Annotated in this window: 18 protein-coding genes; 4 read left to right on the plus strand and 14 right to left on the minus strand. The window is 48.2% G+C overall.

All coding sequences use genetic code 11. The features are described from left to right. The first annotated feature begins 30 nt into the window (after window positions 1-30). Entirely contained in the window at window positions 31-516 is a 486-nt protein-coding gene (gpt, locus tag CWI81_RS01965; protein WP_126784439.1) for a xanthine phosphoribosyltransferase, read from the plus strand. A 28-nt stretch (window positions 517-544) separates the two neighbouring features. On the opposite strand, the gene CWI81_RS01970 is transcribed toward gpt, so the two are convergent. After that, window positions 545-2248, minus strand: a complete 1704-nt coding sequence (locus tag CWI81_RS01970) for a proline--tRNA ligase (protein ID WP_126783555.1) — start codon at window positions 2246-2248, stop codon at window positions 545-547. Between the two features lie 75 nt (window positions 2249-2323). Beyond that, the gene (gene tsaA / locus CWI81_RS01975) at window positions 2324-3016 is read right to left on the minus strand and encodes a tRNA (N6-threonylcarbamoyladenosine(37)-N6)-methyltransferase TrmO (RefSeq protein ID WP_126783556.1); all 693 of its coding nucleotides are present in this window, start codon (window positions 3014-3016) and stop codon (window positions 2324-2326) included. 199 nt (window positions 3017-3215) lie between these two features. Here tsaA and CWI81_RS01980 point away from each other — a divergent pair, with 199 nt between their 5' ends. Then, a complete protein-coding gene (locus CWI81_RS01980; protein WP_126783557.1) occupies window positions 3216-3866 on the plus strand; it encodes a hypothetical protein in 651 nt (216 codons plus the stop codon). 24 nt (window positions 3867-3890) lie between these two features. Here the strand turns inward: CWI81_RS01980 and rcsF are convergent, their stop codons facing one another. From rcsF to CWI81_RS02035, 11 genes are read right to left on the minus strand one after another with little or no spacing between them, the layout of a single operon-like run. Beyond that, a complete protein-coding gene (rcsF, locus tag CWI81_RS01985) occupies window positions 3891-4313 on the minus strand; it encodes an Rcs stress response system protein RcsF (RefSeq protein ID WP_157983288.1) in 423 nt (140 codons plus the stop codon). A gap of 28 nt (window positions 4314-4341) precedes the next feature. Continuing rightward, window positions 4342-4755 carry an H-NS family histone-like protein gene (locus tag CWI81_RS01990; protein ID WP_126783559.1) on the minus strand — a complete coding sequence of 138 codons (414 nt, stop codon included), beginning with the start codon at window positions 4753-4755 and terminating at the stop codon, window positions 4342-4344. Window positions 4756-4777: 22 nt separating this feature from the next. Next, window positions 4778-6424 (minus strand): electron transfer flavoprotein-ubiquinone oxidoreductase, encoded by a 1647-nt coding sequence (locus CWI81_RS01995; protein WP_126783560.1) that lies wholly within the window; start codon window positions 6422-6424, stop codon window positions 4778-4780. Window positions 6425-6440: 16 nt separating this feature from the next. After that, window positions 6441-8657, minus strand: a complete 2217-nt coding sequence (locus CWI81_RS02000) for a putative bifunctional diguanylate cyclase/phosphodiesterase (protein ID WP_126783561.1) — start codon at window positions 8655-8657, stop codon at window positions 6441-6443. 45 nt (window positions 8658-8702) lie between these two features. Then, a complete protein-coding gene (locus tag CWI81_RS02005) occupies window positions 8703-10646 on the minus strand; it encodes an acetoacetate--CoA ligase (RefSeq protein ID WP_126784440.1) in 1944 nt (647 codons plus the stop codon). A gap of 2 nt (window positions 10647-10648) precedes the next feature. After that, window positions 10649-11563 (minus strand): hydroxymethylglutaryl-CoA lyase, encoded by a 915-nt coding sequence (locus tag CWI81_RS02010; RefSeq protein ID WP_126783562.1) that lies wholly within the window; start codon window positions 11561-11563, stop codon window positions 10649-10651. After that, complete coding sequence (locus CWI81_RS02015; protein WP_126783563.1) at window positions 11563-13536, minus strand: acetyl/propionyl/methylcrotonyl-CoA carboxylase subunit alpha; 1974 nt, start codon at window positions 13534-13536, stop codon at window positions 11563-11565. The genes CWI81_RS02010 and CWI81_RS02015 overlap by 1 nt, the downstream gene beginning before the upstream one ends. A gap of 13 nt (window positions 13537-13549) precedes the next feature. Beyond that, on the minus strand, window positions 13550-14335 hold the full coding sequence (locus tag CWI81_RS02020; RefSeq protein WP_126783564.1) for an enoyl-CoA hydratase/isomerase family protein: 786 nt from the start codon (window positions 14333-14335) through the stop codon (window positions 13550-13552). A 13-nt stretch (window positions 14336-14348) separates the two neighbouring features. Next, the gene (locus CWI81_RS02025; protein ID WP_126783565.1) at window positions 14349-15956 is read right to left on the minus strand and encodes a carboxyl transferase domain-containing protein; all 1608 of its coding nucleotides are present in this window, start codon (window positions 15954-15956) and stop codon (window positions 14349-14351) included. A 9-nt stretch (window positions 15957-15965) separates the two neighbouring features. Next, window positions 15966-17135 (minus strand): isovaleryl-CoA dehydrogenase, encoded by a 1170-nt coding sequence (locus CWI81_RS02030; RefSeq protein WP_126783566.1) that lies wholly within the window; start codon window positions 17133-17135, stop codon window positions 15966-15968. Window positions 17136-17137: 2 nt separating this feature from the next. Further along, window positions 17138-17551, minus strand: a complete 414-nt coding sequence (locus CWI81_RS02035; protein WP_126783567.1) for a MerR family transcriptional regulator — start codon at window positions 17549-17551, stop codon at window positions 17138-17140. Between the two features lie 77 nt (window positions 17552-17628). Between CWI81_RS02035 and CWI81_RS02040 the strand changes: the two genes are divergently transcribed. Beyond that, window positions 17629-18810, plus strand: coding sequence for an acetyl-CoA C-acyltransferase (locus CWI81_RS02040; protein WP_126783568.1), 1182 nt, complete (start codon window positions 17629-17631; stop codon window positions 18808-18810). A 9-nt stretch (window positions 18811-18819) separates the two neighbouring features. Here CWI81_RS02040 and CWI81_RS02045 read toward each other — a convergent pair whose 3' ends face one another. Next, complete coding sequence (locus tag CWI81_RS02045) at window positions 18820-19698, minus strand: EamA family transporter (RefSeq protein ID WP_126783569.1); 879 nt, start codon at window positions 19696-19698, stop codon at window positions 18820-18822. 67 nt (window positions 19699-19765) lie between these two features. Here CWI81_RS02045 and CWI81_RS02050 point away from each other — a divergent pair, with 67 nt between their 5' ends. Further along, window positions 19766-21265 carry a CoA-acylating methylmalonate-semialdehyde dehydrogenase gene (locus CWI81_RS02050; RefSeq protein ID WP_126783570.1) on the plus strand — a complete coding sequence of 500 codons (1500 nt, stop codon included), beginning with the start codon at window positions 19766-19768 and terminating at the stop codon, window positions 21263-21265. Window positions 21266-21275: the final 10 nt, after the last annotated feature.

Raw genomic sequence — 21275 nt, forward strand, 5'->3', positions numbered from 1 at the left:
TTTATTAGTGACAGTAGGGATAGTGAAATTATGGGATGGCATTCAAATCGAGAGTTTTTTGTATCATGGGAAGAGTTACATCGAGCGACGAAAGAACTGGCGCGCCGGCAGCTACCAGCGGAGCAATATAAGGGTGTTATTGCGGTCAGCCGTGGTGGTCTAGTACCCGCTGCTATTATTTCGCGAGAGCTAAACTTGCGAACCGTCGATTGTGTATCGGTCAGTTCATACGATCATAACGAGCAACGCGATGATTTGAATATGCTAAAAGACGTGACTGCAACACAGGACGGTGAGGGCTTTTTGGTGGTTGATGACTTGGTGGATACCGGCAATACCTTAAAGTTTTTGCGGCAACGTTTACCCAAGGCTAAATTTATTACTGTCTACGCAAAGCCTGCCGGGATGGAGTTAGTCGATGATTATGTTGCAGACCTGGAGCAAGACACCTGGATTCATTTTCCATGGGATATGCACTTACACTACGTCGAGCCGTTAGCCGGCCAGGAAGGCTAGGCAGCAAGTCCCGATAACTAAAGACGCGTTATGATAACGCGTCTTTAATGTGGGAAGCTACCTGCTCTATTTTCAACTTTACTTTATCACCGGCTTTACGTGCCTGATACTCGACCATGCCTTCGTCGAGGTTGCGTTCACCTACCACGATTTGGTGTGGAATACCGACCAGTTCCATATCTGAAAACATAACACCCGGGCGTTCTTTGCGATCATCAAATAAAACCTCAACACCTTGATCTTTTAGTTGCTGATAGAGCTTTTCGGCGGTCTCCTGAACACGCGCTGATTTGTGCATGTTCATGGGAATAATGACCGCTTGAAATGGCGCTAAGTTATCCGGCCAGCAAATACCGCGGTCATCATGATGTTGCTCGATAGCCGCAGCAACAATACGTGAAACGCCGATACCATAGCAGCCCATGGTTAAGGTTTCGTGTTTACCTGTTTCTGATAAAACTCCGACCTTCATCGCATTACTGTATTTTTTGCCGAGCTGGAAGATATGGCCAACTTCGATACCCCTGGCTATTTTTAAATACCCTTGTCCGCATGGACTCGGATCGCCTTCGATCACGTTGCGGATATCAACGGCTTCAGTAATTTTTGCGTCACGCTGCCAATTGACACCGGTGAACCAAACGCCATTTCTACCAGCGCCACAAGCAAAGTCTGATAACTGCGCGGCGGCGTGATCGACCATTATTGGACCGGAAAAATCAACTGGGCTTAAGAATACATTGTGAAGCTCATGGGTGGTGTAACTATCGACCAGGTTAAACGGGCTCGCTACTTGCTCGAGTTTTTCTGCTTTTACGCTATTGAGCTCATGGTCGGCACGCACTACCAGCAGCACGTACTCGGCTTCTACCGAGTCGCTGGCTTCCACCAGGAAACATTTAACCGCTTGCTGTGCTTCTACCGACAGGGGTTGCAATAATGCAGCTAACTCGTCGCCTTTTACCTGATGTTCCTGCTTGTCCATGGCTGGCGTCGCACGTTCGCCTTTTGGAGGGAGTGCTTCGGCCATTTCGACGTTAGCGGCGTAGTCAGACCCGTCAGAAAATGCGATATCGTCTTCACCGGAGCTGGCAAGTACATGGAATTCATGTGACGAGTTACCACCAATAGAGCCGGTGTCAGCTATCACTGGACGGTAGTCGAGCCCCAGCCGTTCGAAGATTCGGCAGTAAGCTGCGTACATTTGGTCATAAGACTGTTGCAGCGACTCCTGGGTTAAATGAAATGAATAGGCGTCTTTCATCACGAATTCGCGCGCTCGCATTACGCCAAAGCGTGGGCGGATTTCATCGCGGAATTTGGTTTGAATCTGAAATAGCGTCAACGGCAGTTGTTTATAACTGCTAACTTCTTTGCGAACCAGTTCACTGATGATTTCTTCATGAGTAGGGCCGAGCAGGAAATCACGTTGGTGACGATCTTTAAGCCGTAATAACTCTGGACCGTAGTCGTCCCAGCGACCAGACTCTTGCCAGAGGTCTGCGGGTTGTACCATTGGCATAAGAATTTCCAGAGCATCTATGCTCTGCATCTCCTCACGAACAACTTTCTCGACTTTACGCAGCACGCGTAAACCACTCGGCGTCCAGGTGTATAAACCGGCCGCGACTTTCCGGATCATGCCGGCACGAAGCATTAGCTGATGGCTGACGACTTCTGCGTCGGAAGGAGTCTCTTTAAGAGTTGATAATAAATATTGGCTGCTGCGCATGATTTAACGGTCTCATGTTTGTTAACCCGAAAACAGCCGGAAGTTTAACAGCGTCTGCACAATGTCAAAAGACTTTTACGGCTGGAATAGCTTAATTTCTTCGACCATCAAGGATTTATCATTAACTACCCAACGAATATCGTAGTTAAATAAGCGACTACCGTACTGGCGGCTGTGATTGGAGTGTTTATGATAGGCGGGTCTTGGATCTTGTCGCAGCACCTGGTCAATCACCTGTTTGAGTTCGGGGGTTTGCGGTAAATAACGATCTAACTGTTTTGCGGCTCGCTCGCTGTAGGCTACAGTCAGAAATTCAGGCTGACTGCCGGCAAACTCACTGCTGGCACTATTAATACAGTCGACATAAGGCACATAAGGCTTAATATCGATGATTGGCGTTTGATCCAGCAAGTCGGCTCCGGCCACAACGAGCTCGACCGTGGGGCTACGCTTTACTGCTACTAATTTAACCACGGATAAACCCAGATTATTAGGCCGAAAAGGGGAACGAGTGGCGAAAACACCGACACTTTTATTGCCCCCCAGGCGCGGTGGTCGAACTTTTTCCTTCCATTGATTGGAAGAGTGCTGGTGGAACTCGAATACCAGCCATAAATGGCTATGCTGTTCAATCCCTTCAATACTCGCTTGATGATCGTAATCGCCAGTTAGCACTATGGTAGAAGTTACTGCCGGTGCTAATCCGGGTTGTCGTGGAATACTAAACTTTTCCGGAAAGGGACTGTGAACAATAGCAATCGGGTGCATAGTAAAACTCAGTTAGTGTTAACTATTTTCACTACATTTTAAGCTAAATCACTAACACGATATAAATACAATTTAGTGGCCGACCTTTAAACCATTGAAAAATAAGGATAAATAAGTCTGGCATGTTGTTTGCTCAACTTTATTAGCATTTGTAGCGAAAAGTATTAATGAGTAACAACCAAAACAGGATACTAAAAATATGTTTAAGCAAAAAATCTGGCCTATCGCATTAGGTTTAATTGGTTTAGTAACAGTCAGCTCGGCCGCCTATGCCGATGATAAAGTCGTCTATAATCATCAATTCTCGGTTGATGCCAGCACTGAACTGAATATCGATAACGGGGTTGGAGAAGTCGAATTTATTCGTGGTGACAGCAATGAGTTGCTGGTTGAATTGACCATCAAAGCGACTGAGGAAGGGTTCTTTTTTGGTGGCGGTGACATAGAGCAAGTAAAATTAGAGGAACAATGGCGTGGGCAGCAGTTGACTCTGTCAATAGAGCCAGACGAGGATGTTCAGGCTAACTGGCAAATTACCTTACCTAAGGTAGCAGCGGTTAATGTTGATCTGGGGGTTGGTGAGATTCACGGTGAGCTGTTGACGACTGATACGGAATTGGATCTGGGTGTTGGCGAAGTTGATCTAACTTTCTACGGCGAAGATATTGCCTCTATCAGTGTGGACGTGGGGATTGGAGACTCCAGTATTAGCGGATTTAGTGGTGGTCGTGTCGAAAAAACGACCGCAGTTGTTAGCTCAGAATCTAATGCCAGTGGTAGTGGTCGCTATCGAATTTCTGCCGATGTTGGGGTCGGAGACGTTAGCCTGACCGTAAAGGGGTTAAAATAACAGTCGTTTAAAGGTTAGCTCGCGTTAGTTGTTGCTAACGCGAGAGACCGCCTTGCCAAAACAGCTAACTTGCGTGTAGCAGCTTGAATGACGGGTACTGGGTAGCTGATAGCAATGATTCTCGATGATTGCCTGTGCGCCAAAACGTGCAGCATCAATACGCATTGATTGAATTGCCTGCTGTTGTGAGGCAGGTGGCTGATCAAGGCGTAGTTGGCAGCTATCACCGGTGACAATACTTAATAACCGATAATTTCTGCTGTCGGCATTGGTTAAAACATCAATATCATTCGGGTCACTTGCAGACGACTTACTCTCAGTAGGTTGATTAACTGGCGCAACAAGTGCGAACGGATTTTGCCACTGAAACTGACTACACCCGGCTAAGGTTAGTAGCGCAGTAACGAAACTCAGCACCTTTACACTGGAAACGAAGGATTTACGCAACACAAAGCCCTTTTTCTTATTGTTTGGTTTAGCCTATCAGAAACTCTTCTAACGGACGACCATTGTCGAGTGCTTTCTGCAAGCCCTTCGGCATACGTCCTTGACCGGTCCAGGTTTTACGCTCACCGTGTTCATCGATAAACGCATATTTAGCTGGCTTAGGGGCTCGTTTAGTTTTTGTCTTGTTCAGCTTCTCACCGCCTAGCTCTTCTTCCAGGATATCGGAGATATCAATCCCAGCTTCTTGCATGGTTTTTTTAAGCTCGGCTATTTTTTCTCTTTTTTGTTGGCGTTCACGCTCTAACTCAGCCTCTTGCTGCTCGCGCTTACTAATAATATTAGTCAGCTTATCCTGAATATCTTTTAAAGCACTGACATCAAGCTCTTTAAGCGCCGCGTTTAAACGGCGCTCATGGGTAATGATATTAATGAAGTCACTCATAACGATCCTTTATATTTAATGGTTACATATTAGGATATGTCGGGCCGCCGCCACCTTCCGGTGTCACCCAGTTAATATTCTGGGACGGATCTTTAATATCGCAAGTTTTACAATGAATACAGTTTTGTGCATTAATTTTAAAGACTTCTTTACCGTCCTCTTCAACTATCTCGTAAACGCCGGCAGGGCAATAGCGTTGAGCAGGTTCAGCGAATTCAGGTAAATTCACCGTTAACGGAATATCGCTGTCTTTTAATTGTAGATGACAGGGTTGATCTTCAGCGTGATTGGTATTTGATAGAAAAACCGATGATAACCGATCGAAAGTAATCTTGTTATCAGGTTTAGGATAGTCAATCGGCTGATGTTTATCCGTTTTTTCCGTACATTTATAATCCGCGGTCCATTCTTTAAATTTAAACGGTAATTTGCCACCAAAATAGTTTTGGTCAAGCATGTTATAAGCACCGCCTAACGTCGTTCCAAGCTTGTGAATAGCACCACCGAAATTACGCGAGCGGTAGAGCTCATCAAATACCCAGGAATTTTCAAAAGCGTCTTTATAATCGGTTAAGTCGGTGTGTTGCTGACCCTGTTGCAGCGCAGAGAAAATAGTCTCGGCTGCAATCATACCGGACTTCATGGCGGTATGGTTGCCTTTAATCTTAGCAAAGTTAAGAGTCCCTGCGTTACATCCAACCATCAGTCCGCCGGGAAAGGTCATCTTCGGTAAAGAATAATAACCACCTTTAGAGATCGCTCGTGCGCCGTAACTGACACGTTTACCATTTTCTAAAACGCTTTTAATGGCGCTATGTGTTTTAAAACGCTGGAATTCCTGAAATGGATTTAAATAGGGGTTTTTATAGTTAAGGTCGATGATTAGACCAACATACACCTGGCCATCTTCGGCATGGTACAGGTAACCACCACCGGAGCCGTTATTATTGAGCGGCCAGCCCGCGGTGTGAACTACTTTACCCGGTTGGTGAACGTCTTCAGGCACGTCCCAGATTTCTTTAAAGCCGAGCCCATAATGTTGCGGTGTTGCATCTTTATCCAAGTCAAACTGCTTGATCAGTTGTTTGCCTAAGTGGCCGCGTGAGCCCTCAGCAAAAATCGTATATTTGGCGCGTAATTCCATGCCGGGCATATAACCGTCTTTTTCAGAGCCGTCAGCCGCCACGCCCATATCGCCGGTTTGAATACCAGCAACGCTACCATCGTCGTTGTACAGCAATTCGCTGGCGGGGAACCCCGGAAATATCTCGACACCCAGTTGCTCAGCTTGTTCTGCCAACCAGCGACAAATATTACCCATACTGACGATATAGTTTCCGTTGTTATGGAACGACTTAGGTACAGAAAAGCCGGGCAGTTGGGTGTGGTTATCCTGGTCTTTTAGGAACAAGATTTCATCACCGGTAACTTCCGTGTTTAACGGAGCGCCTTTGTCTTTCCAGTCGGGGAAAAGTTCATTCATGGCACGCGGTTCGAAAACGGCGCCTGAAAGAATGTGGGCACCAATGTCTGCTCCTTTTTCGACCACACAAATCATTAACTCCTGGTCGTTTTCCTGAGCTAGTTGCCCGAGTCGACAGGCGGTTGCCAGGCCTGAGGGGCCGGCACCGACTATAACAACATCAAAATCCATGCTTTCGCGTTCCACAATAACCTCCGCTTCACTAGGCAATCTGTATTGGGATTAGCCCATGATAATTTTCGAGTAATTCGGTAATTTTTTCTGCTGGTAAAGGACGGCTGAATAAATAGCCCTGACCGATACTGCACTCACGATTCATTAAAAAGTCAACTTGCTCGGGGGTTTCAATGCCCTCAGCAACGAGTTGAATATTTAGGTTTTTCGCTAAATTAATGATGGTCTGAACAATCACTGCATCGTCTTCGTTGTGGGGTAGGTCATTAACAAATGACCGGTCAATTTTTAACGATGTTACTGGAAAGTTCTTTAAATATGAGAGCGATGAATAACCCACACCAAAATCATCGATCGCCAGACTAATACCATGCTTCCGTACAGAATGCATAAAGTTGGTGTGTGACTGGATATTCTCAATAAATACCTGCTCGGTTAACTCCAGTTCAATACGCTCGGCAGGAACTTGTGCCGAGTTAACGGTATCCATGATGTTATCGACCAGATCGGGCAAGTGTAGCTGTTTTCCGGAAATGTTGATGGCCATGGTCAGATCATCAAAGCCCATGTGGTGCCAATGGTGTAATTGCTTACAGGCTTCTTTTAGTACAAATTCCGATAGTGGAATGATAAGGCCGGTATCTTCGGCAATTGGAATAAATTCGTCGGGGCCAATCACGGTACCGTCATCTTGCACCCAGCGCACAAGCGCTTCCATACCAACTATGCGATGGCTCAGCAGTTCGACTTTAGGTTGGTAGTAGACCGCCAATTTTTCATTTTCTACCGCGTAACGGAGTTGTTTAACCAGCTCTAGTTTTTTGGCTAAATCGCGGTGTACCGCAGTGTTGTATAAATGGAATGTATTGCGGCCATTATCTTTTGCCTGATAGAGCGCTGTATCGGCATTCCGGATTAAAAACTCTGGGTTATAATCGGCGTCATCGGCAAAGGCAATACCAATGGATGCGCTAATAAATAGCTCGTAGTCATCAACAAAGAAATGTGAATCCAGTGCCGTGAGTAACTGCTGGGTAAGGTTCAGCACCGTTTGGCGATTCTCAGGTTCAAATACAGCTAACAGAAACTCATCGCCGCCCGAACGGGCTAAGCGGCTATATTTGGGCGCTAGTTTACTGATTCGTCGCGCAACACGGCGCAATAGTTCGTCACCAACGGTATGACCTAAGGCATCGTTTACCTCTTTAAAGCGGTCAAGGTCGATAAATAAAATAGCGGTATTTGCGCTTTTTTCACGGTCTCTTAAATTCTCACCGAGAATACGCATTAAGGCATTACGATTGATTAAGTTGGTCAGCGAATCATGCTCGGCTAAATATGCCATCTGCTTTTCAATGCGTTCGCGCTCATCAATCTCTGTGTACAATTCGATGTTGGCGTCGGCCAGTTGCTGTGCTTTGTAGCGACTCTGCGACAAGATGTAGATGACAAAGGTCAACATTAGGGTGATTAATAATCCGGCAACCAGGATCGCTAGCGATACGCCGCCTTGTAGTTCTCTCAGTTTACTCGGTGTTAGCCAAAGATTTAGCTGCCAGCTGTTACCCAGCACCTGTAACGTGCGATGTAATTGCCAGTCGTCTTTTAAGCTGATGTCACCGGCAAATTGGTAAAGGGTCTGCTCTTTGCGGCTTAAGGATAACTGAAAACCTTCTGAAATATTGCCGCGCACGACATTATTAAGTAAGTCTTGCAGGCTAATGATAAGCCCTAAAAAGCCCTCTTTGTCGCCACGGTCTAACCGGGCAAACATGGCGATGTCGCTGCTTAAACGGGCCAAATTACCAGCGTCCCCGACCATTGCGTGACGATTACCGGCCGAAGCCTGTAAGGTGGTGAGCATGTCCGAGCCAGCAAACTCAGTACCGAGTAATTGTGGCTGTCGGTGAGGTGGGTAAAAGCGTTGAATGACGAGTTCTGGCGATAACCAGACCATGCCCTGTACACTTTGATAATAAAGCGATATTAGTTCTGCATCTCGCTGCCAGCGATCATTAATTTCCTGGTCACTTTGCTCCCATTCGCGCGCTAGCAACTCGGTCGCAAACAAATGCGCTGTCATATTTTGCCGAATTTCGCGCTGAATGTTGAACGCTTCAGTTTGCAGTGCTTCACGCACACCCTGGTTTTCACCGTAACGTAGATAGCTAAAAGCCAGCATCGTTAATACGATGCCGGCAATAGCGGTCAAAAACACTTGCTTAGCGCCGGGAAATAATGTCATACAGGCCTTTGGTCTGGCATTTTAATTTTTTTTATTAACGATGAACTATGACAATTCCGGACGCTGACGAAACTCATCTAAAGCCTCAGGATTAGCTAGTGCATCGGTATTCTTAACCGGTTCACCATGAATGACATTGCGAACCGCTAATTCAACAATCTTACCACTGATTGTGCGCGGAATGTCTGATACTTGCAATATAACAGCTGGCACGTGTCGAGGTGTCGCATTAGCTCGAATTGTTTTAGCGATTTTTTGTCGCAGTTCATCATCAAGCTCAATGCCGTCACGCAACCGTACAAATAAGACAACTCGCTCGTCATCCTGATATTGCTGGCCGACAGCAATACTTTCCAAAACTTCATCGACTTTTTCGACTTGTCGATAGATTTCTGCCGTACCAATGCGCACCCCGCCGGGGTTTAAGACAGCATCCGAGCGGCCATAGATAATAACCCCATCGTGCTGCGTCAGTTCGGCAAAATCGCCGTGCGCCCAGGTGTTTTCAAACCGTTCAAAATAGGCCTTAGAATAACGACTGCCGTCTTTATCATTCCAGAATCCTATCGGCATACAAGGGAAAGAATTTTCACAAACCAATTCGCCTTTTTCGCCCTGAACCGGTTTGCCCTGATCATTATAGACATTGACTGCAAGACCTAAGCCGCGGCATTGCAATTCACCCCGGTAAACCGGAAGGATAGGGCAGCCAAGTGCAAAGCAGGAAACAATATCAGTACCGCCGGAGATGGATGACAAGCAAACATCTTGCTTGATGTCCCGATAGACATAGTCAAAACTTTCCGGCGGCAGCACTGAACCGGTGGTTAAGATAGCGCGAAGCTTTTCCAGTTCATGTGACTCACGCGGTTTCACCTCGGCTTTTTCTTGAGCTGCCAGATATTTAGCACTGGTGCCAAATACGCTGATCCCTTCTTCATCAGCAACGTCCCATAAAAACTCAGGTTCCGGGGCAAATGGCGAGCCGTCGAACAACACCAATGAGGCGCCATGAGCAAGACCGCTAACCAGCCAGTTCCACATCATCCAACCGCATGTGGTGAAGTAAAACAAAACATCTTCCGCGTGTAAATCGGTATGCAGACCATGTTCTTTTAAATGCTGCAGTAAGGTGCCACCGGCGCCATGGACAATGCATTTAGGCACTCCCGTGGTGCCCGAGGAGAACATAATATAAAGCGGATGGTTAAAATCGGTGCGGACAAAATCAATGTGGGTGGCCGAGTTATCAATAAAGTCTTCCCAGCTCACCACTTTGTCGTTACTGATACGGTCAGATTGATCGCTGAAGTTGACCAGCACCAGGCATTCGACAGAAGGCAGCTCTGCCATAATGTCACTGACTTTGTCTTTAATATTTAAGTTTTTACCGTTATAAAAATAGCCATCGACGGTTAGCATAACTTTGGGCTCAACCTGGCCAAAGCGGTCGAGTACTCCCTGCACCCCAAAATCAGGCGAACATGAGGACCATACTGCACCCAGACTGGTGGTTGCCAGCATAGCAACAATCGTTTCAATACAGTTTGGCATCATCGCGGCGACGCGGTCACCTTTTCCGACACCGCGTTGTTTTAACGACTCGGCAAATTGCGCGACTTGCTGATACAGCTCACTGTAGGTCAGCTGCTGCCGCGCACCATTCTCACCACGGAATATCAACGCGACTTTGTCGTCTCGATCACGTAATAAATTTTCAGCAAAGTTCAGCTGCGCATTTGGGAACCATTGCGCGCCGGGCAACTTGTCTTTGTCCGTAACGATGGTATCGCCTTTATCGCCAATGACCGCGAAATAATCCCAGATCATTGACCAAAAGGTTTCGTCATTATTAATCGACCACTGATAAAGGTCGTGGTAATTGGCCAAAGCCTGCTGGTGTTGCGAATTAACTTGCTGTAAGAAATCCGTCATACGAGCATCAGCGATGGTATCTGCTGATGGTTGCCAAAGTCGTTCAGTTGTCATCATTACTTCCCTTGTTTCGCGAGCTCAGCCAGAGCGACTTGCGAGCGTGGGCCATGCTCTAAATGTTGGCAAATTGTGGCGCCGGCAGCAATCAGTTTTTGCAGGTCGACACCGGTCTCGATGCCCATACCGGTTAACATGTAAACCACATCTTCGGTGGCAACGTTGCCGCTGGCACCCTTAGCGTATGGGCAGCCACCCAGTCCGGCCACGGCACTATCAATGGTCGCTACTCCAAGCGGCAGGCAGGCACTGATATTGGCTAGTGCCTGGCCGTAGGTATTATGAAAATGCAACGCCAGGTGTTCAATCGGAACTTCCGCGGCCACCGCCTGCAGCATTTCTTTGGCTTGTAACGGGGTACCGATGCCAATAGTGTCGCCCAGCGATACTTCATAGCAGCCCATGTCGTACAAAGTCTTCGCAACTCTTACTACATCGGCTAATGGTACTTGCCCCTGATAAGGACAGCCTAATACGCACGATACATAGCCCCGCACCGGAATGCCTTTTTCTTTTGCGGCACTGATAACCGGTTCAAAACGAGCTAAAGACTCATCAATACTGCAGTTGATATTTTTCTGACTAAAAGCTTCAGAAGCTGCACCAAATACAGCAACTTCGTCAGTATTAACCGCTAGCGCGTTGTCAAAACCTTTAAGGTTTGGCGTAAGGCCCGCATAAGTAACGCCTGTTGCGCGCTGAATCGCGCGCATAACGTCAGCACTATCGGCCATTTGAGGAACCCACTTCGGGCTGACGAAGCTGGCACTCTCAATATAGCTTAGGCCAGCTTCTGTGAGTTGATCAATCAGCGCGACTTTGGCCGAGGTCGGCACGGCAACTTCATTTTGCAGACCATCACGCGGTCCCACCTCGACAATTTTGACTCGCTTAGGCAGTGCAGATTCGGTCATTATTCCTCCTCAGTCATTGCCAGTAACTCATCGCCGTCACTGACTAAGTCGCCGGCGCCGAAGTAAATATCGGTAACCTCGCCATTGTGACCAGCGCGAATGGTATATTCCATTTTCATTGCTTCCATGATCACCAATGGCTGGTCTTTTTCAACGGCATCGCCTTTGTTCACCAATACTTCCATGATGGTGCCGTTCATCGGTGCCACAAGGCCACCATGAGCGGCTTCATCGACCAATGTATCAGTCACCTTATGGCGATGCAGAATAACCGGACCTTGCTCGGTAAAGACCGTTAACTCTTGATCATCCGCGCAAACAAAACGCTGATAGCGATAGCCATTACGGATTACTGTAAGCTGGTCGTCACTAACCTGAACCTGCCAGCTGCATTGGTTGTCGCCCTCACCGGTAATAAACTGGTCACCCCGTTGTTCAACAGCAACCACATGCACCTCGCCCTGATGCTGTAGCTCTATTTGGTGGACAGCAGCATCGTTTAAGCGCATAGCATTAGCCTGTTGCCAGGGCGATGCTGTATCAGTTAGTGCATTTTGACGAGCCACGACGTCATACAACGCAGCCTCTGTGCCAATTCGCTGAATATCGAGATCTTTAGCTGGCATCAGTGATTGCTCGTGCTGCTGAATAAACTCTGTGGTCAGGTTCATTTGCACGAACTCAGGATGACTGGCTAAGCGATGTAAAAAGTCGATATTAGTGGTTAGTCCGGTTAACCGGTATTGTCTTAATGCACGCTGCAGCTTGAGTAATGCGCGTTCCCGGTCAGTGTCCCAGACAATTAATTTCGCGATCATTGGATCATAGAACGACGAAATTTCATCACCTTCGGTAATCCCGGTATCAATACGTACCCCAGCTTCACCTTCAGGTGTGCGTAAATGCCGAATCTGGCCGGTACAAGGCAAAAAGTCGTTGTCTGGATCTTCAGCATAAATACGTGCCTCAAAGGCATGACCGTTTACCTGAATATCATTTTGTACCAGCGGCAACGGCTGACCGGAGGCGACCAGTAGCTGCCACTCGACTAAATCCTGACCGGTAATCATCTCGGTGACGGGGTGCTCTACCTGCAGTCGGGTGTTCATCTCCATAAAGAAGAATTCACCACTTTGGTCATACAAGAACTCGACCGTACCCGCGCCCACATAGTCGATCGCCTGAGCGGCTTTAACGGCAGCTTCTCCCATGGCCTTGCGGGTGGTTTCGGTGAGTGCAGGGGCCGGAGCCTCTTCTAGTACCTTTTGGTGACGACGCTGCACTGAGCAATCACGTTCGGCTAAATACACGGCATTACCGTGTTCGTCACAAAACACCTGGATTTCAACGTGCCGCGGGTTGCGGATAAAGCGTTCAAACAGCATTTTGTCGTTGCCAAACGATGAATTCGCTTCGCGTTTGGCCGATGCCAGCGCCTCGTCAAACTCGTCAATGTTTTCGACCACCCGCATCCCTTTGCCGCCGCCGCCATAGGCTGCTTTTAATAATAACGGAAAGCCGACTTCTTCAGCTTTCGCTTTGAGCGTTGCTGGCTCTTGCTCGCTGCCATGGTAACCGGGCACTAAGGGCACGCCGGCTTCTTGCATAATTGCTTTAGCAGCACTTTTTGAGCCCATTGCGGCAATCGATGACACCGGAGGGCCAACAAAGATTACGTTATTTTGCTGACATAAATCAGCAAACTCTTCGTTCTCGGATAAAAAGCCGTAACCTGGATGAATTGCTTCAGCTGCAGTTTGCTTGGCCGCATCAATAATTTTATCGGCACGTAAGTAACTCTCGCTGCTGGCCGCTGGTCCTATGTGAACCGCTTCGTCTGCTAACGCAACATGGCGTGCATTGCGATCGGCATCGGAATACACCGCGATGGTTCGAATTCCCATGGATTTTGCTGTGGCAATAATACGACAGGCAATTTCACCACGGTTGGCAATCAATAATGATTTAATCATGCTAGTTCCTGTATTAGCTGTCGTTGCGCCAAGCGGCAGGGCGTTTTTCCAAAAAGGCAGATAAGCCTTCCTGACCCTCGTCCGACACGCGAATTTTGGCAATTTCTTCAATCGTCTGCTGTCTAACGCTGTCATCAACAGGGCGTGAGCCGACGTTGGCGATTAGCTGCTTACATGCCGCGACCGCCTGTGGACTATTATTGAGCAAAGCGTCCAGCCATTCACCCAGAGCACTGTCAAAATCATCGACAATACGGTGTACCAGGCCTAGCTGCTGTGCTTCGTCAGCAAAAAAGCGCTCCGCCGTTAGCAAATAGCGGCGCGATTGACGCTCGCCTATCGCTTTTACCACGTAAGGACTAATGACCGCAGGGATTAAGCCAATTTTTACTTCGCTTAAACAAAAGCTGCTCTTAGGTTGCGCTAGCACCATGTCCGAGCATGCGGCAAGGCCTACGGCGCCGCCAAAGGCGGCACCTTGTACTAGGGCGATGGTAGGTTTAGACAGTTGATCCAGACGTTGCATTAACAAGCTAAGCTGGCCGGCATCATCAATATTCTGTTGATAATCCTTATCTGCCATTGAGCGCATCCAGTTAAGATCAGCACCGGCAGAGAAGTTTTTCCCTTCTGACTGCAAAACCAACACGCGCACGTTATCGTCGTTGTTTGCCTTATCAAGGGCCTCAAGCAACTCTGCAATCATGATGTCGTCAAATGCGTTGTGTACTTCGGGACGGTTTAAAGTTAACCGTGCAACGCCACGAGCATCGACCTCGTAGTTAGTGTATTGACTCATCGAGACCTCCTGGTTACATGCGGAAGACGCCGAAACGGCTGTCTTCTATCGGTGCATTTAACGAGGCAGCAATACTTAAACCCAGCACCTCACGAGTCTGTGCCGGGTCAATAATACCGTCGTCCCACAACCGACCAGAAGCGTAGTAAGGGTGACCTTGCTGCTCGTACTGATCAACGATCGGCTTTTTAAGTTCTTGTTCTTGTTGCTCGCTCATACTTTCGCCTTTGCGGGCCAGGTTGTCTTTAGTCACCTGCGCCATAACGCCGGCGGCCTGTTCACCACCCATGACCGAGATACGGGCATTGGGCCACATAAACATCATGGTGGGATCATAAGCCCGGCCACACATGCCGTAGTTGCCGGCACCATAACTACCGCCAATGAGTACCGTAAACTTAGGCACATTAGCGCAGGAAACGGCCATGACCATTTTGGCACCGTGCTTGGCGATACCTTCGGCTTCGTATTTTTTACCCACCATAAAGCCGGTGATGTTTTGTAAAAACACCAGAGGAATTTTCCGCTGTGCACATAACTCGATAAAGTGAGCACCTTTTTGTGCACTTTCTGAGAACAAAATACCGTTATTGGCGACAATCCCAACGGGATAGCCATGAATACGAGCAAAGCCGGTGACCAGCGTGTTGCCATAGTTGGCTTTAAACTCGTCAAAGTCGGAATCGTCGACCACGCGAGCGATCACTTCGTGTACATCGTATGGTTTGCGCAAGTCTGTGCCGACAATGCCGTAAATTTCTTTTGCATCGAAGCGCGGTGGCTTGCTGGGTACACGGTCCAGCTCAGTGGGTTTAGGCCGATTCAGGCGAGCAACAGAGCGGCGCGCCAGTGCTAATGCATGTTCGTCGTTATGGGCAAAATGGTCAGCAACACCGGAAATACGTGTATGCACATCGGCACCGCCTAACTCTTCGGCACTGACTTCTTCACCGGTTGCTGCTTTAACCAGGGGCGGCCCTGCCAAAAAGATAGTTCCTTGTTCTTTCACAATGACACTCTCGTCGGCCATTGCCGGAACATAAGCACCACCGGCGGTACACAGACCCATAACCACAGCAATCTGTGGGATGCCTTTAGCGGACATGTTGGCCTGGTTAAAGAAAATACGACCAAAGTGGTCTTTATCCGGAAATACCTCATCCTGGCGGGGTAAGTTGGCACCGCCTGAATCGACCAAATAGATACAGGGCAAGTGACAGCGCTCGGCAATTTCTTGCGCGCGCAAATGTTTTTTAACCGTCAGAGGGTAGTAGGTGCCGCCTTTAACTGTCGCATCATTTGCGACAATCATACACTCGACCCCTTCAACTTGACCGATACCGGCAACAACGCCTGCCGCCGGAACGTAATCCTCGTAGCAATCCCAGGCAGCGAACTGGCCCACTTCTAAAAAGGGTGAACCCGCATCGAGTAGTTTATTGATGCGATCGCGAGGCAACAACTTACCCCGGGATAAATGGCGTTCCTGATACTTTGGACCGCCGCCTTGCTTAATTTGAGCGACTTTTTCTTGTAAATCATTGACCACCTTTTGCATGGCCTGTTGATTTGTCTTGAATTGCTCGTCGCGGGTATTAACTTTACTGGTTAAAATCGCCACGGTTGCTCCTTATTTGGATTCGCTGAATAGCTCTCGGCCAATTAACATGCGACGGATTTCTGATGTTCCGGCACCTATTTCGTAGAGCTTAGCATCGCGTAGCAAGCGTCCGGTAGGGTATTCGTTAATGTAACCATTGCCACCGAGTAACTGGATGGCATCAAGCGCTAATTGCGTTGCCAGTTCGGCAGAATAAAGAATAGCGCCGGCTGCATCTTTACGGGTCGTCTCGCCGCGATCGCACGACTGCGCTACAGCATAAACATAAGCACGGGCCGCGTTGGTACGAGTATACATATCAGCAACCTTACCCTGAACCAGCTGGAATTCGCCGATGGCTTTACCAAACTGAGTGCGGTCATGCACGTAAGGCACAACGTTGTCGAGACAGGCTTGCATAATGCCTAACGGGCCGGCCGCCAGTACCGCACGCTCGTAGTCTAGGCCGCTCATCAATACTTCGACGCCGCCATTGAGCTCACCCAAAATATTTTCTTCAGGTACTTCAACATCTTCAAACACTAATTCACAGGTGTTGGAACCACGCATACCCAGTTTGTCCAGTTTTTGTGCCTGCGAGAAGCCTGGTGAGTCTTTTTCAACGATAAAAGCAGTAATGCCGCGCGAGTTCTTCTCTGGTTCTGTTTTCGCATAAATAACAAAAACATGCGCGTCAGGACCGTTGGTGATCCACATCTTATTACCGTTTAAGATGAACTTATCGCCTTTTTTCTCAGCCCGCAGTTTCATGCTGACCACGTCTGAGCCAGCATTGGGTTCACTCATCGCCAGGGCACCTACGTATTCGCCGGTGCAGAGTTTAGGCAGATACTTTTCTTTTTGAGCGTCATTACCGTTGCGCGCGATTTGGTTAACACACAAGTTTGAATGGGCACCATAGCTTAAACCGACCGAAGCCGAGGCACGGCTGATTTCTTCCATCGCTATCACATGCTCAAGATAGCCCATGCCGGAACCGCCGTACTGTTCATCTACCGTTAGCCCTAGTAGGCCCATATCACCGAGCTTGCGCCACAAATCAGCAGGGAATTCGTTGTTTTCGTCAATCTCAGCTGCGCGTGGCGCAATTTCGTCACGTGCAAATGCATTAACTTGTTCTCGCATCATGTCGGCGGTTTCGCCAAGGCCAAAATTAAAAGTGGTGTATTGACTGATCATAGTTACTCCTGAGATTGAACTTCTTTAGCTAACGGCTTGATATTGGTGAGTTCGTCCTGACAACGTTGCTCTAAACCACTCAACTCCGTTAATAGTACGTTGATGTCTTCCATTTGCTGGCGCAAAGAGACTTTCTTTTCTTCGATAAGCTCAAGAACTTTTTCAAGTTGAGCTGCTGAACTGTTATCGGCGTCATATAGCTCGAACAACCGTCGTGTTTCGGCTAGAGAGAAGCCAAGTCGTTTGCCACGTAAGACAAGTTTTAACCGAACCCTGTCTTTATTTGTGTAGATGCGATGCTGACCCTGACGTTTCGGTGACAATAGTCCCTCATCCTCATAAAAGCGGATACTACGGGTGGTAATGTCAAATTGTTTTGCCAGTTCGCCGATTGAATAAGTTATTTTATTGTTCATCAGACTTGCTTTTTTGTTGCCCTAAGATCTAAGCTTAGAGGAAGTTTACGTTAACGTAAAGGGCAATTGGAGGAAACATGTCGAGCGATTCAATCGTTATTGTCGCCGCTAACCGCACGCCAATGGGCGGTTTTCAGGGGAGTTTAAGTGAAGTCAGCGCGCCGAATCTTGGTGCTGCAGCGATTAAAGCAGCAGTCAGTAATAGTGGGCTGGCGGCAGAGGACGTGTCGGAAGTTATTATGGGTAATGTATTGCCCGCTGGTGTTGGCCAGGCTCCCGCTCGTCAGGCAATGTTGTACGCAGGATTACCGCGCTCGACAGGGGCAACCACGATTAATAAGGTGTGTGGCTCTGGTTTGAAGGCTGCAATGTTTGGTCACGATCTAATTAAAGCCGGATCGGCTGATGTCGTGGTCGCCGGTGGTATGGAAAGTATGTCGCGTGCGCCTTACTTGCTAGCGAAAGGACGCAGTGGTTATCGCATGGGTCATGGTCAGGTATTAGACCATATGATGCTCGACGGGCTGGAAGATGCTTACGAGAACCAGGCAATGGGCAGTTACGCTCAAACCACTGCAGATGACTATAAGATTAACCGCGAAGCGATGGACGAGTTTGCCATTGGCTCGTTGACCAAAGCCCAAAAAGCAATAACTGACGGTTTGTTTGATGCTGAAATTACGCCAGTAACCTACGAAACTCGTAAAGGTGACGTCACCGTCGATACCGATGAACAACCTGGTAAAGCGCGGCTGGATAAAATTCCACAATTGCGCGCTGCGTTTAAAAAGGATGGTACTATTACGGCAGCCAACTCCAGCTCGATTTCTGACGGAGCGGCGGCACTCATTCTAATGCGCGAGAGCGAAGCAAAAGCGAAAGGCTTACAGCCATTGGCGCGGATTATGGGTCATTCAACTCACTCTCAAGCACCGGCAGAATTTACCATAGCGCCAATTGGTGCAATGAATTCGTTATTAAAAAAGCTCGACTGGACAAAAGACGATGTTGATCTTTGGGAAATTAACGAAGCCTTTGCCATGGTCACTATGCTGGCAATTCAGGAAATGAAACTGGATGCTAATAAGGTCAATATTCATGGCGGTGCCTGTGCGTTAGGACACCCAATTGGCGCCAGTGGCGCGCGACTACTAGTCACCTTGCTGCATGCGCTTAAACAAACCGGCCAAAAGCGCGGTGTTACCTCGCTCTGTATTGGTGGCGGTGAAGCCGTCGCTCTGGCCGTCGAAATGATGTAACGTTGCTGGCTAGCGGGCGGGTTTTAGTTTTTGAACCCGTCCGGCCAGCCACACGGCAAGGATAATAATCAAAGCGCCAATAGTTAATCGGGTATAGTCAAACGACTGCTCCCAAAATAGCACATTGATCAGGATCCCTGCGGGAATTAACGCGTTGTTCATGGTAGCGAGCTGTCCGGTATTTACTCTCTTGGTAGCGATATTCCAGCCAAGGTAGCCAAGCCCGGAGGCAGCGATACCGAGCCACAACAGAATTCCCCACTGCAGACTGTTTGTTGGTTGCTTGGTTAAGTCAGCAAACAAAATAACGCCGATGCCGGCAATAACACTGGCACCGAAGAAAAACGCGGCGAACTGCTGACTCTGTTCCAGAGTCTTGCCGGTGGGTAAACGTTTGTAGGCAACTTGACCTGCGGCAAAGCAAAGGTTGGCTGCCTGAATTAAAAAGAAGCCGGTGATAAAGTCATCGGATAAAGGCTGATAACGAATAACTGCGGCGCCTAATACGGATACAGCTGCGGCAATCCACCACAACAGGGGTAAATGTTTGCGGTTGAGTATCAGTTCATCAATTAGCGTTATATACAGAGGTGTAAAAATAGTGAACAAAAGCACTTCAGCAACGCTCAAATACAAAAACGCATGATAAAGAAACAGATACATGGCGCCAATTTGCAGTGCGCCGATAGCAGCGAGTTTAGTCAGTTGAGGTAACTGCCCACTTTTCGGAGACAGATACCGCCAGCGAAATAACGGCAGCACTGTTATCAATGCTAAAATCATGCGAATAAATACGACTAAATAGCCGTCAACCTGGCCGGCAAGATAAACGCCGATTAGCGAAAAACTGGCGGCCCAAAGCAAAGTAATCAGAATTAAGAGGGTCACGTTAAGGCTCACTTAACTAAATTAGCTCATCAATAGATGACAAAATAACACAATAAGAAGGTGAATTATGTCTAAGAAAGTGCCTCTGTACATAGATGGTGAATTTGTCGCCTCGAAGTCAGAACAGTGGATTCCTGTGACTAACCCCGCGACTCAGGAAGTAATCGCTGAAGCTCCAGTTGCAACACAAAGCGAAATGGACGCGGCAGTTAACAGTGCACGTGAAGCCTTTAAAACCTGGAAAGAAGTGCCTGTTTCTGAACGCGCGCGGGTAATGATGCGTTACCAGGCGCTGCTAAAAGAACATCAGGAAGAAATTGCCGAAATTCTGGCACAAGAGACCGGTAAAACCTTTGAAGATGCAAAAGGTGATGTTTGGCGTGGCATCGAAGTCGTGGAACACGCGGCTAATATCCCATCGTTACTGATGGGCGAGACCGTTGAAAACGTAGCCCGTAAAATCGATTCGTACAGCTACACACAGCCGTTAGGAGTTTGTGCTGGTATTACACCGTTTAACTTCCCGGCTATGATCCCGCTGTGGATGTTCCCGCTGGCGATTGCCTGTGGTAACACCTTTATTCTTAAGCCTTCTGAGCAGGATCCATTAACGCCGACGCGTCTGGTCGAGCTGTTTGAAGAGGCTGGCGCACCGAAAGGCGTGTTACAGGTATTGCACGGCAATAAACAACAGGTCGACTTCCTGTTAGATCACCCTGACGTGCGTGCTTTGTCGTTCGTTGGCTCAGTACCGGTGGCTGAATATATTTATCGCCGCGGTACAGAAAATGGTAAGCGTGTACAAGCCTTTGCCGGTGCTAAGAACCACTGCGTTATCATGCCAGATGCCAATAAGCAGCAAGTAATCAACAACATGGTTGGGTCGTCTGTTGGCGCTGCCGGCCAGCGTTGCATGGCAATTTCAGTGGCAGTATTTGTTGGCGCGGCGAAAGAATGGATTCCGGAAGTTGCTGAAGCCATCGCTAAGGTACGTCCTGGTGCCTGGAATGACGAAAATGCTGCTTACGGACCGGTTATTAGCCCACAAGCCAAAGAGCGTGTCGAAGCGCTTATCAGCAAAGGCGAAGAGGAAGGCGCGACATTGCTGGTTGATGGCCGCGGCTGCAAAGTAGACGGTCTGCCGGACGGCAACTGGGTGGGTCCAACAGTATTCTCCAATGTAACGCCGGATATGGAAGTGTATAAAACTGAAATCTTTGGTCCGGTGCTATGTACCACCGAAGTTGACAGCCTGGAAGATGCGTTAGAGTTGGTGAACAACAACCCATACGGTAATGGTACCTCTATCTTTACCGCAAGCGGCGCTGCTGCTCGTAAATACCAGCACGAAGTTGAAGTCGGTCAGGTTGGTATCAATATTCCGATTCCGGTACCACTGCCGTTCTTCTCGTTCACTGGCTGGAAGCGTTCGTTCTTCGGCGACCTTCATGCATACGGTAAGCAGGGCGTCCGTTTTTACACCGAGACTAAAACGGTAACGGCGCGTTGGTTTGAAAGTGACCTGGAAGACCCGGCAGGTCCAAACATGTCAATTAACCTAAGGTAGTAGGGGATAA

The sequence above is a fragment of the Idiomarina seosinensis genome, from assembly GCF_003987275.1.
In the GTDB taxonomy this organism is placed as follows: domain Bacteria; phylum Pseudomonadota; class Gammaproteobacteria; order Enterobacterales; family Alteromonadaceae; genus Idiomarina; species Idiomarina seosinensis.